This window comes from Veillonella parvula (assembly GCF_018366295.1).
Taxonomy (GTDB): Bacteria; Bacillota; Negativicutes; order Veillonellales; family Veillonellaceae; genus Veillonella; species Veillonella parvula_P.
In genome coordinates, this window is record NZ_JAGZIJ010000010.1 from 1 (window position 1) to 16892 (window position 16892).

A 16892-nucleotide genomic window follows, 5' to 3' on the forward strand; every position below is an offset into this window, starting at 1 on the left:
AGTCATAACGCGGGAATCATCCATGATGCGCTTGCCCTTTTGGTCCAATTGGAATTGTGTGAAAGCATTCACTACGTCGCGAACTTCTTCGCTAGGCACGGAAAGGGCCACTTCTGTTTCAAGCACATTCAATGGTTCAGCCGGTTGTTCTGGCATCATCAATCGATCTTGAGCCGCATCCGCTTGACCTACCGCGCATACACAAGCAAGTGCCAATACAGGCATAAATGTTTTGAATTTCATACTTCCTCCTTATGATGAGCCGCCCCGGAAAGGGCGGCTTTCACAATCCTTACATGAGTGGTTAAAAACTCGAATATTCAGATTCGATTATTTTGTAAGACCTGCTTGTTGCATCAACAATGCGATTTGAGCTTTCATTTCTTCATTATCGCGTTGTACTTGATCGTATTTAGCAGTTAACTCTAGGTCATGTTGTTTCATACGTTCATTTTCAGCTTTTAAAGCAGTCACTTCATCCTGCAATACATATGCAGAGCTGATAGGGCCGGCTTTGTAACGTGCAGGAACCGCTTTCTTAGCGTCGGATGTACCAAATTTGTAGGATACGCCCGCATTAATCATGTTGTCATGACCGCCAAGAGATACGCCCATATGGAACATTGTAGATTCATTAGTATAGTGCGCCACGCCTACAGCTGCAGCTGTGCTGCCTTTATAGTGACCTACAGCAGCCAATACTTGAGTTGGTTCCAATGGATCATATTGTAAAGGTTTGAGGCCGGAAATAGCTGCACTAGTCGCACCTACATCAGCGATTTTACCATCCACACTACGCATAGCACTGCTCAATTGATTTACATTAACCGCATCAGTGCCATCTACACCAGGGCCAACATTAGTAATTCTATTACCACCGTTGTTAAGGCCGTCTTTAGTAAGGCTTACAGCATTACCTTGAGCAGGTGTAATTGTCACGCCGCCACCGTTCATAACAGTTGTATTACCAGCAGCATCTGTAGTAGTTACGGACTCAAGACCTTTCAAGTCTTTCGCCAACTTGATATTGTAACCATCACCAGCAGCGTTTTTCACAACACCGATATTGTTGTCTGCCAAACGGTTCACATCCGCACCGCCTTTAAGGTTCATAGTATCTCCCAATCCACGAACCACTTTACCGCTATCACCAGGTTGGTCACCTTGGAATACACGACCTGTTCTTGCTTTGTTATTGAAGTCGTCATTAACAGCTTTCAATTGATCTTCTGTTGCGGCACGACCAGGAACTGCTACAGGATTTTCAGGATCCCAAGTTTTGTTATCCAAACCTGTTACGAAGTTACCTTCTTTACCGTTGGAAGTTTGTTTCCCTACGACTACATCGCCAGCTTTCACAGTATTTGCCGTTACGGAACCGTCATTGCCGTCAATCTTAACTTGATTTCCGCCATTGCCAGCTGTAATTGTACCTGCAAAACCGTCGATGTTAACTTGTTTTGCTGGGTCTTGACCAAGAGTGATCTTATCGTTCAAGGCCATTTTGATAGCGCCGTTGTCCACGGAAGTTTTGATATTGCCATCACCTTTTACGTCGATTGTTTCGCCAAGAGGTTTCTTCACGGATTGACCATCTTCCGCTTTAAGACCAAAGCCTGTAGTTTTGATGTCTTCAATAGCTGTATGCAATTGACCACCGTTTACAGCGTCCTTGCTACCTTTAGCAACATTACCGTCAGCTACGTTCGTAACCTTCTTGCCTGCCGCATCAATGCCGTCTTTTGTTACCTTAGGACCGTTTTCGATAATCAAACCATCTTTATTAACAGTAACAGCTTTGTTGCCACCATCATTGATTTGCAAGCCGTCTTTCGTCAACTTAGTCGCTTCATTAGCGCCGTCTTTAATCGTAACGCCATTTGTATCCATCTTAGTGTCGCCTGTTGTTACAGTCTTAGCTGTTACAGTATCTACAGTGATGTCTTTTTTCAATTCTACCTTAACAGCACCGCCGTCTACGGATGTTTTGATATTCGTGTCATCACCTTTAACTTTAACAGTTTCACCAAGAGGTTTCTTCACGGATTGACCGTCTTCCGCTTCAAGACCGAAACCATTGGTTTTAAGGCTTTCAACAGCACTATGCAATTGACCGCCGTTAACAGCGTCTTTGCTATCTTTGGCAACCGTACCGTCTTGAACATTAGTAACCTTCTTGCCTGCTGCATCGATGCCGTCCTTCGTCATAGATGGACCATCGGTAATCTTCACGCCGTCTTTTGTAACAGCTGTCAACGGATTACCGGCTGCATCTTTAATAGTCATGCCTTCACCGTTCACAACGGTTTTACCGTTTGCACCGTTAGCTCCGTTGTTGAAAGTAATGGAGTTCAAGTCTTTAAGGTCTTTTGCCAAACGAACATTGAGAATATTATCTTTGCTGATAACACCAATATTGTTTTCAGTCAAATCATCTTCGTTTGTTAGGCCGCCCTTAATGTCCAATTGTTCATTAAGTTTTTTCTTGATAACATTACCGGAATCACCACCGTATGCCATACCATCATCTTTGGTTGCCACTTGATGTGTATTACCGTCTTCATCAGTGTATTTAATACGAGTGATTTCCTTACCGTTGAGGTCCGGATCACCTTTTTCAACAGAAATGTCAGCGCTACGGCCATCTTTACCGTTAAGACCGATGTGACCTACGCCGTCTTTACCGGAGATGGATACAGCTTCTTTGCCGTCCTTACCAGTAACAGCCACCTTGCCGTCTGTACCGTTCGCAGTGTCAGGACCTATAATGGACACACCGTCCTTACCGTCTTTGCCAACTTTCACGGATTCAGCTTTAAGGTTTTTATTCATCTTCACGTCAATAGTAGTATCACCGGTTTGTGCATCTTGCTTGATGAAAGTCTTGATGTTTTCGCCGCTGTAATCTCCGTCAGCTGCAGTACCTTCACCTTTAATAGTCACTTTGGAGCCAAGCTTGTTAGTTTTTTCGCCGCCTTGGTTAGCATCGAATTTCAAACCTTTATTAGTTAATGCGTCCGCACTATCTTTAATTTTGTCATTCAAGTAGTCCACATTAACCGCTTCGCTGCCATCATTGCCTGTAGCATATGCCACATTCGTTACATGAGTACCGCCTTGTTTATTGTTATATGCAGGACCTTCGTAAGTTACCTTGGATTTATCAGGATTACCAGTAGGGTCCAAATCATACTTAACAGCACGGTCATTCAATTTATCAAGTTTGGATTTAGAAGCAACATCTTTAATTGTAACAGTTTCTGTTTGATCCGGATGGTTCTTATCCTGTACAGTCAACGCTACATCGCCGTTCGCATCCACTGTGTAGTCTCCATTGGAGCCTGCCGCCTGATTTTTGATCAAACGATAATCAGTGGAGTTAGCACTTTGAGCATCCAACGCTTTTTTCAATTGATCTTCTGTTGCCGCACGACCGGATACAATCTTACTTGCATCCCAATCTTTATTATCAAGGCCTGTTACATAGTTGCCTGTTTCGCTGTCGCCAGCTGCGTTGTTAACAGTTTGACCACCCATAATAGCGTCGCCTGCTTTCACAGTCTTAGCAGCCGTTACGGAATCAAGATTTTTAAGGTCTTTCGCCAATTGAAGTTCCAATTTGTTAGTGCCATCAGCTTTTACGTTGATATTGCCGGCTGCGCTCTTGAACGCTGCAGATTCAGCTTCAGTTACGCCTTCACCTTGTACTTTCACCAAGGAATTCAATTTTTGTTTATTCACAGTACCAGAATTGTTACCAGTGAATTGTAAACCGTCCTCCATAGTCGCAACTTGATGCTCGCCGTTGCCGTCTTTGTAAACGATACGAGTAAGACCGTTTGTACCGTCTACACCTTTTTCACCTTTAACGCCTGTAGCAGAATCATCGTAACCAGGTTTTACGGACAAGTCGATACCATTTGTACCATTAACGCCGTTCGTTCCTGCAGGGCCTGTCAAGCCGATGTGGCCTACGCCGTCCTTTCCGGAAATAGAAACTGCTTCTTTACCGTTTTTGTCAGTAACAGCTACCTTGCCATCTGTACCGTTCGCTGTGTCAGGACCTGTAATAGATACGCCGTCCTTACCATTTTTGCCAACCTTCACAGATTCAGCCTTAAGGTTTTTATTCATCTTCACGTCGATAGTCGTATTGCCTGTCGCCGCATCCTGTTTGATGAAAGTTTTGAGGTTTTCACCACTGTAATCAGCGTCTGCTGCAGTGCCTTCACCTTGAATTGTAACAATAGATCCTAATTTGTTAGTTTTTACACCGCCTACATTGGCATCGAATTTTAGACCTGTGTTAATCAAATCATTCTTGGTATTCGTAATTTGATCGCCAAGGTCTTGTTTTACTTGATGTAATTGACCGCCGTTTACAGCATCTTTAGAGCCGGCCGCTACATTACCATCTTTCAAGTTAGTAATTTTTGTACCGTTAGGCCTTCCAATGTTACTGTGTCATGGCCTGTATTACCGTCATATTTTACGGAGCGGTCTTTTACCTTATCCAGTTCAGTTTTAGACGCAATATCCTTAATCGTTACAGTTTTAACATCACTGGATTTTTCGTCTTTTACCTTCAAGTCAACTTGATTGTTATCAACTTTGTAAGAGCCGTCTGCAGCGTTGTTCGGATTAGCAATTAAGCGATAATCTGTAGCACTTGCATTAGACGCTTTCAAAGCATCGCTAACCTTCTTAAGTTGGTCTTCTGTCGCTGCGCGTCCTTCTACATACGTAGGATCTGAAATGTCCCAAGCTCTATTATCTAAGCCTGTTACAAAATTACCAGTTTGGTTGCCACCTTTTTTATCCGCTACCGTATGATTACCTACAGTGGCAGTGCCTGCTTTCACAGTGTCGGATGCCGTTACGGATTGCAAGCCAGTCAAGTTTTTCGCCAATTGCAATTGTAATTTTGCATTGCCATCAGCGCCAACAGCCGCAGAAGTAACACCGATATTATTGCCTGTCGCAAGATCAGAAGCGCTTGTTACACCACCGTTGATGTCCACTTGTTTGTTAAGCTTAACATTGGATGTAGCACCCATGTCACCTTTGAATTTAAGGCCGTCGTTCAAGGTTGCCACTTCTTCGTTGGAGCCATCAGGTTTTTGGTACGTAATACGTGTTGTAGTCGTGCCAGGAGCGCCGTCTACACCAGGTTGACCGTCACGAGTAACGGAAATGTTAGTTGTTACACCATCTTTACCGTTGATGCCGATTTTACCGTCTTTGCCGTTTGCACCGGTTGCAGTAATTGTCTCTACATTAAGGTTTTTACCAAGTTTCACATCAATTGTGCTGTCGCCGTTAGCGTCTTGAGAGATTTCCGTAATGATATTGGAGTTATCCCCTTTAACTGCTACTTTAGAGCCCAATTTATTTGTTTTTTCACCGCCGTTATTAGCGTCGAATTTCAAACCTTTGTCGATAAGATCTTGTTTAGTTGTATCAATCTTATTGTTTAACTCATTCTTGGTATTCGTAATTTGATCGCCAAGATCCTGCTTAACTTGATGTAATTGACCACCGTTTACAGCATCTTTAGAACCTGCTGCTACATTACCGTCTTTCAAGTTGGTAATCTTTGTACCGTTAGCGCCTTCCAAAGTTACTGTATCTTTGTCAGTTTCACCATCATATTTCACGGAACGATCTTTTACTTTATCAAGTTCTGTTTTGGACGCAATATCCTTAATTGTCACAGTATTAACTGTACCGGATTTATCGTCCTTCACTTGTAAATCAACTTTATTGTTATCAACCTTATAAGAACCATCTGCCGCATTGTTCGGATTAGCAATTAAACGATAATCAGAAGCACTTGCGTTAGCCGCTTTCACAGCATCACTAACAATCTTAAGTTGATCTTCTGTTGCCGCACGGCCAGATACATAGGCAGGATCAGTTAATGTCCAATTTTTATTGTCCAAACCGGATACAAAGTTACCGTTCTGAGTAGCACTTTTGTTATCTGTTACAGATTGGTTACCCATAGTAGCAGTGCCAGCTTTTACAGTCTTAGTAGCTGTCACCGTATTAACATTGATGTCTTTACCTAATGCAACCTTAATTGTTGTATCGTCGCCACTTTGTGTAATTGTAGTGTTGATGTTAGTGCCATCACCAGCTACTGTTACCTTGGAGCCTAATTTATTTGTTTTTTCGCCGCCATTATCAGCATCGAATTTCAAACCTTTATTAATAAGCTCCGTTTTTGTATTATCAAGTTCTGTTTTGGATGCAATATCCTTGATAGTTACAGTTTTCTTATTCGCAGGGTTTTTAGCATCTTGTACAGTTAAGTCAACTTTATTGCCAGATACAGTGTATGCTTTATCAGCAGCACTGCTGTTTTCAGTCAATTGGTAATCTGGAGCGTCTACGTCAACTTTATATGTTTTATATGTACCGTCAGTACCTTCTGTAATCGTTGTATTTTTACCAGCAACAACTTTTACTGCTTTTTGCGCTTCATCACGGATAACGGATTTACCGCCGTCTGTAATATTGGACAAGTCTTTATTTGCCGCATTGTCAATCTTGTTCTTAGTAGCATCAGTCAACGCTACATCGATTGTTTGGTTGTTAACAGATGTTGTAACATAAGAACCATCGCCTTTTACAGTCAATGTTTGGTTGTCCAATAAAACGTCATTGTTACCGCTGTTGCCGGCTACTTTCAAGTTAACATTGCGCAATTGTGCCACGTTAACAGCATCAGTATCCGCAGTACCTGCAGCCACATTTGTGATTTGACGAGTTTTTGTACCGCCGTCACCTACGGACACCGCACCCATAGTGGAAGTCAACGCAGCGCCTGTCAATCCGCTATATCCGTTTGTACGGCTGTCTGCAGTTTTCACATTATAGCCTGCTTTGCCTGCTGCAACGGAAGCAATGGAGTTTGCACCCAATGCAACGCCGTCATCTACACTGGATTTAGCTTTATAACCGATTGCAGTGCTATTCGCATTCGCTGCAGTTGCATCAGCACCGACAGCTGTCGCAAAGTTACCTGCTGCGGAAGTACGTACGCCGGCTGCTGTCGCATTATTGCCTGTAGCACCTGTGTTATCGTAGTTCGCATCGGCAGATGTGCCTTTAGCACTGAAGAAATTCGTTTGCGCCGCTTCAACAGCTTCTTTTACCGTATGATACGTGCTGTTCTTGATATTGAAATCAGGCGCTTTATATGTAGAACCATTCGCTTCATAGCCCGTATAAGTAGGACCTGCGATGGATTTTGCCAAGTTACTGTTTACAAATTTTAATTGTTTTACATTTGTTGCGTCAGTATCGTTTTCACCGCCCGCCACATTGATGATACGGCGTTCAGAACCTACGTTACCTACCGCAACTACACCGTTTGCAATATTGTTATTTTGTTGGTTAGTGAAAGCAGAGAAACCATTAACCAAGGCACCTCTTACTTCCGTACCAGTACCCAATGCCAAGGAATTATTGGATTCTGCAACGGCATTTGTACCGATAGCCATGGAGTTAGTACCTGTAACAGTAGCACCAAGACCGATAGCTGTCGTATTAGTATTGTTTGCTTTCGCTTCTTTACCGATTGCAATGGCACCATCTTTAGAGGCATTCGCCGAACCACCAAGTGCAAGCGCATCAGCACCCAAGGATTTAGCATTACCACCTAATGCGATGGAGTTGGATAATTTTGCTTGGGAAGAACTACCCATAGCAATAGCATCGGCACCAGCAGCATTAGAACTACTACCCATAGCAAAACTGCTTACACCACTTGCATTTGCACTTTTACCCATTGCCACCGCATTTTGTGCGGATGATTGCGCAGTATTACCGATGGCAAAGGCATTCTCTGCACTAGCATTAGCACTATAACCCATAGCTACCGCATTGGCGCCACCAGTGCTGGATGAAGAACCGAATGCCATAGAATCAGCTGCAGCAGTAGATGTTCTCGCCTTTGTACCAAATGCAAGAGAACGAACACCTTCTGTTACGGTATTACCATTGGCATTATATTGTGCACTAGGAGTACCATGTTGTTGACCAGGTAATTTTATAGTTTCTGCTGCACCGATTGCAATGGATTGATCCGCTTTTGCTGTAGCAGAATAACCCATGGCGAAACTACCATTACCCTTTGCCCAAGATGCAGTACCTAATGCTGCTGAGAATTCACCTTCTGCAGCGGATTGACGCATCATAGCCAAGGAGTTAAATCCGCTCGCCTTTGTAGCTGTACCAAGAGCCATAGCAGATGGTGATAAAGCCTGAGCATAATGACCTAAAGCAAAAGAAATACCACCTGTGGCCTGAGCATAGTTACCAATAGCTAAACCGGAATAATAAGTTGGATTACCAGCTTCCTGAATATTTGTATTTTTACCGATAGCAATGCCAGCAAAACTATTTTCTGTATAGTTACCTCTATCTGTACCATTGTACAAATGACTGTTATCAAATGGTGTCAGGTTCCCAGGGTTTTGATAATTGTATAAATAACTACCTTCACTATAAACTACATTACCAGTAGCATAACCAGCGCCATTTACATCATTAATCGTCATAGCAGTATATGTAGCAGCATTAACTGTAGTAATATTACCACCCATTAATAATGCAGCCACCGCCATAATCGCACTCATGCGTGCCCAGGTTGTACCGTTTTGTACGGATTTCACCTTACCGCCACCTGTTTTTACAATTTCAGATACTACAACGTAGCATTTTTTTGTCTTACTCCAAATAACATTATAAATTCGATTCATGATTATCCTTTCTTACCGAAAACTCAGTAAAACACACCACTTGTGTTGCATAATATTGCAAAGATAATAAAAAGAAGAAGTATAAAGATTAATTATCATCTACACTTCTTACACCAAATATTAGTATTCCAAATTACGATCTGAATACTATAATTATTCATGATTCTTCATCATATACTCATCCACGGCAATACAATATCAAAAAATTTCTATCTTGTAAACAACTTTTTCATCTTTTCTTCATTTTTGTCATTTATTTATTTCTATTTTAATACTTTTTAATTTTAAGAAATAAAATCTTCATCTTTCCTATCAAAATTTACGATAAATCCACATATCGGAATATAACGATTATTGTAATTACGTAATCAATTTCATATTTTTAGACTTTTCAGTTTAGTACTTTCATAGATAAGATAATTTTATATACAGAAAAATTATCATCTACAGGTACACGAAAAAGCCGAGGCTCTAAAGCCTCGGCTTTCACAATATAAATCATATATATAAGTATTCTATTTTTTATTGACCCTTACACGTTCAATAGTCGGTTGTCCCTCATGGTTCTTGGCAATAGTATCCACACGGAATAACGCCATTTCAGGACTAAATTCAGATACGAGTCGATCATCGACAACAACACCGTTTTGAATAGCTCGGTACACAATTTGAGCAAATTCATAACGGGTCAACATACGGTCTCCTCCGAATGTACCATCAGGATAGCCTTCCACAAGACCCCGTCGAGATAAATCGCTAACCGCTACATATGCCCAGTGATTATTCGGCACATCAGGGAATAATGTGCTGCGGTCTGCTTTCATATTCGTTCCGGCCAATCCATTCAAAAGAGCCGTCAACTTTTGAATCTGTGCATTTTGTACCGCTACAGTTTTCTTAAGTTCCAAAACTTCCTTACCGATGGCCACACGAGAACGAGATACATTACTGTGAGCACCAACTTTCACAGACATACCGGCATTCACAACGGTTTCGCCATTACCGACAGTAGATCCTACACTAAATTGCAAGTCCTCATTCGGTCTGTAGAAAGCCCCCAATGCAGCGGCGTTGCCATCATGATAGTGGCCATAACCAGCAGCAAAGTCCCATTTTGCATCAGGATCGAAATCCAATGGATGCAAGGCGGCAAGTGCAGCCGCTCCGGCCACAGATTTGTTAACCTTTTTATCGAGACGAGCTACATTCCGTCCCATATTGGTTACGTCCTGCTTGATATTAGTAATGTCACCTTGAATATTGGTTACATTCTTTTTAATATTGGTCACATCACCTTGTATATTGTTAATATTTGTTGTGTTATTTGTAATCTGATTCGTTATATCGTCAGATAGACTTACCTTATAATCCTTAGTAGTTCCGTTCGTCGTAGTTGTCACATTAATATGCTTGCCTGCACTGACGGTAGTAGAGCCGTTCGCATTCACTTGATTTTGCAACTTTTTGAGCTGTGCCACATTCACCGCATCCGTATCCTTTGTGCCGGCTGCTACGGATGTAATCTGACGCGTAATATTGTTATTTGCATCACCGACAGATACGGCCGATTTAGTCGCCTTCCACGTAGAATCCGTATTCGTAGACTGTGCCTTTGTGCTCGGATCATACCCAACGGCTCCAGCCGCCACAGTAGCCTTCGATTCGCTGCCCAATGCAACACCACCCTCTACGGTTACATTCGTATTATGTCCGATAGCAACCGCATTATTAACAGATGTCGTAGTCTTGCTGTCTGTGGAACCGATGAGAACTGCATGGTTGGCATCTTTCACCTCACGATTATCCCCCATCACAAGACTGTTCTTAGAATTAGTCACCGTATTTTCAGACCCTATTACGGTCGTATTGGACACATTATCCGCCGTATTGTGAAAGCCCGTCAACATGGTATTCGTACTTTCTTTGCCTTGAGAGCCGGTCAATGTATTATTGACACCCATAAGTGCGGAGCGAAGTGTATAATCCGCCTTATTACCGCTACCAAATGCCATAGTAGATCCGCCACCGTTAGAATTTTTCACAGCGGAACGTAATTTCTCAGCTAATTCCTTAGCGGAATTACCACCATCAGTTGGTGTATCGCTTATAGATTTTACTGAATTTGTTATTTCATTGCCTGCACCAAATACGAGAGACCCATTGGAGTTAAAGGTTCGATTGGCAGTGCCTACGATACTATTTCCAACACCCGAATAATAGCTACCCGTTTTCGATTCAATACTATTCAATGTACCATTAATGGTGGCACCGAAATTCTTTGTAGAATTTGCAAACCGTCCACCATTATAATCACTGGAGATAATATTATATACGCCTGTACTTGTAGTGAAAGCTCCATTGCTAAAGCTATTGGCACCAATTGTTGTAGCATATACATTTAATGCATCTTTTCTTGTGGACGCACTATCTACCGTAGTATCACCAAGTTCCCCTTTATAATTATGAGATCCAATCATGGTGCTGCCAGTACGAGCAAATGTATTGTCACCGATAGCGACACTGCCTACCACCTTTGTAGGATCTTTAGGAATCCTCGCCGATGATAACCAAGTACCACTGTAGGTCGTCTGCCCCAACGCAAAACTAGCCTCTCCACCACCGGCCATATTTTCGACCTTTGCATTTTTACCGATAGCTATACTACCGCCTTGGCTAGCATAGTTATTAATACCTGCACCATTGCCGATAGCTACATCGCCCGTAGCCACACTAGCACCATTCGAGTAAGAAATACCGGCACCTTTGCCAATGGCTACGTTTTCCGTCTTTGGTGCATTGCTACCCGTACCGATGGCTACACCGTTACCGCTGCCCGGTGCCACATCCACCGCTCCGGCCACATATAGGCTCGATAACAACACACCATTAATCAACACAGATAATATAAGTTTACGCTTGCTCATTTTATCCTCTCCATTCCCTAATGAATTCCACGTGTAACTTATTCTTCATTATAGATTCATGAATATTGTGCCACTCTTTTTCTATTTTGTAAACAAAATAAATTTTTATGAATTAATGTATAAAAAAAGGAACTGTCTTTTCATATCAGATGACAATCATCTAATACGATAAAACAGTTCTCTATGTTGCTTTTATCTAAAAAATAAATATGGATTCTTATGCTACTTTTATCAAAATAATAAATATATATATCTCAATCTATCAATCAACATGCACCGTATGTTGGCGACGCACATTTTCCAGCATATTCGCACGAACCGATGCTTTTGTATCCGATCGATGGTTACCACCAAACCATGCCGTATCAACACCGGCTAGACGGAACATAATTTTTCCGTACGGACTGCCGTGCTTATGCTCCGGCTTGTTATAGCCCATGTCCACGGAAATCCTCGGCGTGAGCTGCAACTCCGTACCGATGCGCAAGCCATGCTTATCCTCACTATGCCGCAACTGCCAACGATAGGCTTCCATGTACACGCGCGCCCAACGAGCATTCTTAAAGCTAGTCCCATATTCCGCAGTATATCCGTTAGACACATTTTCCAAGCGTGACGCACCATCAAGGGAACGCTCGCTAGACACACCGCGATACCAGTTCATGCGAAACGCACCGATCCCCGACACGTACTCCAACCCGACACTCATGCGACCGTGATTGCCTCTGAACCGATGGTCATAAAACAGATTGCCACCGTAATAGTGTTCATCGTTTGCTGCGATTCGGCGATAGCCGATACCTATATTCGCCGTCGTTCCTGTATCCGCTGCATTCGCCAAACGCTCCTGTGTAAACCACACATGGCGAGATGTCTCATCATAATGACCTAGTGGTTGCAAGGTTTCCACGCCATACAAGGGCTTCCAATTTTTCTGAAAGCGCAATGATACGACGGTTCTCTGCATCCACGGTTTCGCCTTTGATCCGTGCATTGCAGAATGAAGACCCGTCATGACCACCGCCTGCAACGCAGAGTTGACTGCATCCGTATCGGAATAACGAGTCGTCTTTTTATCTGTGGAGTCCGGCATCTCCAATCCGCCCTGACCGATAACATGATCTGGAGTATGAGACGAATTAACATGGAATGTATCTAAATCGTCAGATAATACGGTCTTACTTTCACTATGAACTTGTTTTACCGTAGTCCCCTGTATAGGCTGCGCTGTTCTGTCCACCTGTTTTCCCAACACGGGCATAACGGACATACACAGGGCCACTACTAACACAACTATATATTTCATTACACACTCTTACGTACAAACACACTTTTCATTACGCACATAATTATTTATTTAATTATGTACTTAATACGTCATTACACACGATTACACTCGCCGATGACTCATGATTTTATCATGAACAAAACATGAAATTATTTCTATTTTATATAAATATATAGAGGCTTGTCAATGCATATAGAATGCAATGTATACATATAAAATGCTAGAATACAATTTATAGAATAAATAAATATTTAAATTTTATAAATATGTGTCAAAGGTTTCTTATTAACTATAAATACCTATAGAATATATTGTATATTTATTGAAATTATGTGAATATTCTATTTACAATATACCTTTTTGGTATTATAGTAGCCATGTAAGTCTTTTTATGAAAGTTTTGTGAAAGTTTGTTTGTACACAAAGGAGTGTATACGATGAGTAAGAAACGTTTTGTATTAGCAAGTGTTGTAATGGTAGCTTTATCCGCCTCAGTTTATGCGGCGCCGGTCAATATCGTTGATAACAACGGTAACATCGGCAAGGAAGGTCAAACTTTCACCGCAGGAACAAGCGGCAATATCACCCTCGGTGAGAATGCCGGTGCGGCGAACGGCAAGGGTAAGAATGTTAATGCGCAAGGTAATAACATAGCCTTAGGTGCAGCTGCTGGGGCCGGCTCATCAGGCGGCGGCAATATCAACCTTGGGGCGAAGTCCTTCCGAGGCAGTACTGGCGATTTTAACGTAACCGTCGGTTTCGCCGCAGGTAATGCAAGCCAGTTGACGAACTCCATTGTCATGGGGACTCAATCAGGGGAAAACTCCGCAGGTGATAAAAACGTGTGGATTGGTAATTTTCAAGGTGCTAACAGTAAGGCCAGCAATTCTGTAGCCATCGGCTCGAATTCAACAGTAAACGGTCAGTTCGACCTTGCCGTAGGGCATTATGTGAATGTAAAAGCCGCCAAAGGTTTGGCTGTAGGCTCTTATAATACACTATCAGAGAAAGCGACCGCATCCGGTGTATTCGGCCAGGGCGAATACGGTAAAACAGCCATTGATGCGGCCAATTCTTACAGTATAGGTAATTACAACCACATTTCTGGAGAAAACACCTTTGTTCTCGGCAATAATGTGACTACCTCTCTAAAAAATGGGGTTGTCCTTGGCAATGATTCCGCTGACGGCGATATAGTCGGTACAGCAAGTCATACCTTTGAAAATGGTACTACCGTCAATTATGCAGGTACCGCCCCTGTATCAACAGTATCCGTAGGGGCTAAGGGCAAGGAACGGACGATTACCAATCTCGCAGCAGGTCGCGTGAGTGCTACCTCTACAGATGCGGTCAACGGATCCCAACTCTACGGCGTTCATCAAATGATTGATACCCTTGGTAAAAGTACAAGTCAACAGCTTAATAATTCTATTAGCACTATTGAAAAATCTGTACAACATGTATCTCAAGAGGTACAACGTGTTGAATCTGAATCCAATAAAGGTGATGCTCGTGCCGCTGCATTAGCTGCATTACATCCATTACCATATGATCCGGATAATCGCGTTCAATACATGGCGGGCTACGGTCATTATAAAAATGCAAATGCAGTAGCTCTAGGTGTAAGCTATTATCACAAAGATAATCTTTTACTCACCACAGGGTTTACAATGAACAATCACGTTATGGCCAATATAGGTATCACCTATAGACCAGGAAAGTCTTTGTCTACTGCTATGTCCCCTGCCTCTTATAACGCACTAGAACAACGCGTACAAGCATTAGAAACTCAAAATAAAGATCTACAAGAAACAGTAAAACGCTTGGTAGACAAACTTGAAAAATAATAAGATCACTTTATGGTAGTCCTATGACTACTTTTACACAAACACACTAAAACCAAAACACAAAAAGCTGTACACACATAATCGATTTTTGAACCACCTTTGATGTTACATTCGTTTTGACATCAAAGCCATTTAGTCTAATCTATGTATGTACAGCTTTTATGATTATTTATATGGAGTTATTATAATAATGTATTTCATCTCAATTTGACGATATATATTTTTATCCCTATAATATAAGTAGATAGCCAGACGAGTGGTTCCGTTAGGCTCATCTCAGAACTATAAATAATTGATGAAATGGCCTTTCAGTTATCCAATTACTGGTAACGAAGGGCTATTTTCTTTTTCCAAAGCAAAAGAAAAGGCAGAGATTATATAACATGTCCTCCATTACTAGATGTTCAGTAATGGAGGACATATCAATAATTCCTGCCTTTTTTGTTTATCTACGGGCCACGCGCATGGCTGCCATCATGCCTGGAGACTTCCATACAGATTGGCCATTATCCGATACGAGTTTATTATTATCGTAAAACACGTCTGCATTGTAATAGTTGTCATCACTAGATGTCACTTTATAGCTAAGACCTGCTGTTGTGTACACCGTAAAGTTGAGTATATCCCCCACTCGCTTTACAGAGTCTTGATCTACATACCAGCTATTACCGAGATATGTCGTAGCATACACATCTTGACGAGCTTCTACATCGTTTGTGCTAATGCCAATTAATACAAGCAACGCCGCTAACATATATAAGAATTTACGCATTATAATTACCTCCCGTTTTATGGTAAGAATACTTATATATTATACCAAAAAACACCGATAATCGCATTATAATGGCAGCACTTTCTCAACCCTTGACTGAATCCGCTCGAGGCTCGGCGTGATTGCTTTCATCACAGGTTTTTCTATGAAAGCTAACCGCACATAGTCTACAATCATACCGATAACAAAAATAAGCACCACTACAAGAACTGCATACAGAGGTAATAGTATTGAATCATAGTACTGATACGTTGCCAATACATTGTCCCACATGTAATGAAGGAATAGCTTATTATCATGTAATAGGTATATGCCAAAGGTAGTAGATGCTACCACATTGATCCAAGGGTGATAAGTGATCTTTGCTTTCAAAAAAATAATAAATAAGCCAATGCCTAATAGCAATTGAAAAAAGCCATAATCATTTTGCGTAAAGTAGAAAATCTGTTTCATATACGCTGGATCCATCATGGCTAGTACATCGACAAGGATGTCCCCTAGAAAGGCCCCTACAAAGCCTATGGCGGTAAAAATAATACCTATTTTCTTTGTTATATGTGAGCCGTACAGCTTGATGTACGCCCCCAGCGAATAGAACACAACAAAGGAAAAGATATGTTTAAATCCAAAAGTGGTATGCGGTACATTAGGCCATAAATTCAGCGCCGTCGGTATTAAGAACCAGATTACCATGGAAACCACTAGGAGCATAACGTAGTATGTATGCTGTAGCCAATAAAGTACTCGATTAATAATAGGCGTTAGTAGATAGAGTACTAAAAAGTTCTGGGCGAACCAACTCATGGCACCAATGGGCAATAAAGCGAGCATCATATTCCTTGACGTCACCGTATCGAGTCCTAAACCCATAGCTACGCCCAGCATGGCAATGCTGTAAATCCAAATCTGCCCTACTAATTTGGCAAACTTGTGGAGCTTAAAACTACTAGAAACCATAAAATAGCCTGTTATCATAACAAAGGCAACTACACCAGCCTTGCCTCCAAGTCCAAATACTTGGAGAAACACCTTATTAAACGTTAAATCTGGCGTAAAGGGGAAACAACCATGCACGCTGAAATGGTGCATAATAATTAGTATCATCGAAATGATACGCAACAATTCAATATTGCTCGCTCTCATTCTCTATACCTCATATTCTTCCTCTCAAACTATATGAATACTACGCCAACTAGTAACTACCTAGATGACTTGTATACATCATAAAATACATGAAATATATGAGAATGTTGTGACAAATTTTACACATAAAAAAGGCAGCTAATTATACAC

The 16892-nt window shown here is 41.7% G+C and carries 7 protein-coding genes and 1 pseudogene; 1 reads left to right on the forward strand and 7 read right to left on the reverse strand.

Annotation, left to right across the window (positions count from 1 at the left end):
* From KHY58_RS08515 to KHY58_RS08535, 5 genes and pseudogenes are all read right to left on the reverse strand, one after another.
* Positions 1 to 243 (reverse strand): annotated as a pseudogene (locus KHY58_RS08515) (hypothetical protein); the annotation flags it as partial.
* Between the two features lie 87 nt (positions 244 to 330).
* Entirely contained in the window at positions 331 to 4422 is a 4092-nt protein-coding gene (locus KHY58_RS08520; protein ID WP_278473033.1) for a YadA-like family protein, read from the reverse strand.
* Complete coding sequence (locus KHY58_RS08525) at positions 4419 to 8768, reverse strand: ESPR-type extended signal peptide-containing protein (protein WP_278473035.1); 4350 nt, start codon at positions 8766 to 8768, stop codon at positions 4419 to 4421. Before KHY58_RS08525 ends, KHY58_RS08520 begins: the two co-directional genes overlap by 4 nt.
* Before the next feature lie 515 nt (positions 8769 to 9283).
* A complete protein-coding gene (locus tag KHY58_RS08530) occupies positions 9284 to 11692 on the reverse strand; it encodes an S-layer homology domain-containing protein (protein WP_278473037.1) in 2409 nt (802 codons plus the stop codon).
* 262 nt (positions 11693 to 11954) lie between these two features.
* The gene (locus KHY58_RS08535) at positions 11955 to 12998 is read right to left on the reverse strand and encodes an inverse autotransporter beta domain-containing protein (RefSeq protein WP_341458547.1); all 1044 of its coding nucleotides are present in this window, start codon (positions 12996 to 12998) and stop codon (positions 11955 to 11957) included.
* Between the two features lie 419 nt (positions 12999 to 13417).
* On the opposite strand from KHY58_RS08535, the gene KHY58_RS08540 reads away from it, so the two are divergent.
* Positions 13418 to 14827 carry a YadA-like family protein gene (locus KHY58_RS08540; RefSeq protein ID WP_278473039.1) on the forward strand — a complete coding sequence of 470 codons (1410 nt, stop codon included), beginning with the start codon at positions 13418 to 13420 and terminating at the stop codon, positions 14825 to 14827.
* Positions 14828 to 15272: 445 nt separating this feature from the next.
* On the opposite strand, the gene KHY58_RS08545 is transcribed toward KHY58_RS08540, so the two are convergent.
* Together KHY58_RS08545 and KHY58_RS08550 are read right to left on the reverse strand one after the other, a co-directional pair.
* Positions 15273 to 15599, reverse strand: a complete 327-nt coding sequence (locus KHY58_RS08545) for a hypothetical protein (RefSeq protein ID WP_004692910.1) — start codon at positions 15597 to 15599, stop codon at positions 15273 to 15275.
* 66 nt (positions 15600 to 15665) lie between these two features.
* Positions 15666 to 16742 (reverse strand): acyltransferase, encoded by a 1077-nt coding sequence (locus tag KHY58_RS08550; protein WP_278473042.1) that lies wholly within the window; start codon positions 16740 to 16742, stop codon positions 15666 to 15668.
* Positions 16743 to 16892 lie beyond the last annotated feature (150 nt).

Coding starts and splice junctions, on each gene's coding strand:
- KHY58_RS08525 (WP_278473035.1), bottom strand. CDS start 8,768: ATGAATCGAATTTATAATGTTATTTGGAGTAAGACAAAAAAATGCTAC.
- KHY58_RS08530 (WP_278473037.1), bottom strand. CDS start 11,692: ATGAGCAAGCGTAAACTTATATTATCTGTGTTGATTAATGGTGTGTTG.
- KHY58_RS08535 (WP_341458547.1), bottom strand. CDS start 12,998: ATGAAATATATAGTTGTGTTAGTAGTGGCCCTGTGTATGTCCGTTATG.
- KHY58_RS08540 (WP_278473039.1), top strand. CDS start 13,418: ATGAGTAAGAAACGTTTTGTATTAGCAAGTGTTGTAATGGTAGCTTTA.
- KHY58_RS08545 (WP_004692910.1), bottom strand. CDS start 15,599: ATGCGTAAATTCTTATATATGTTAGCGGCGTTGCTTGTATTAATTGGC.
- KHY58_RS08550 (WP_278473042.1), bottom strand. CDS start 16,742: ATGAGAGCGAGCAATATTGAATTGTTGCGTATCATTTCGATGATACTA.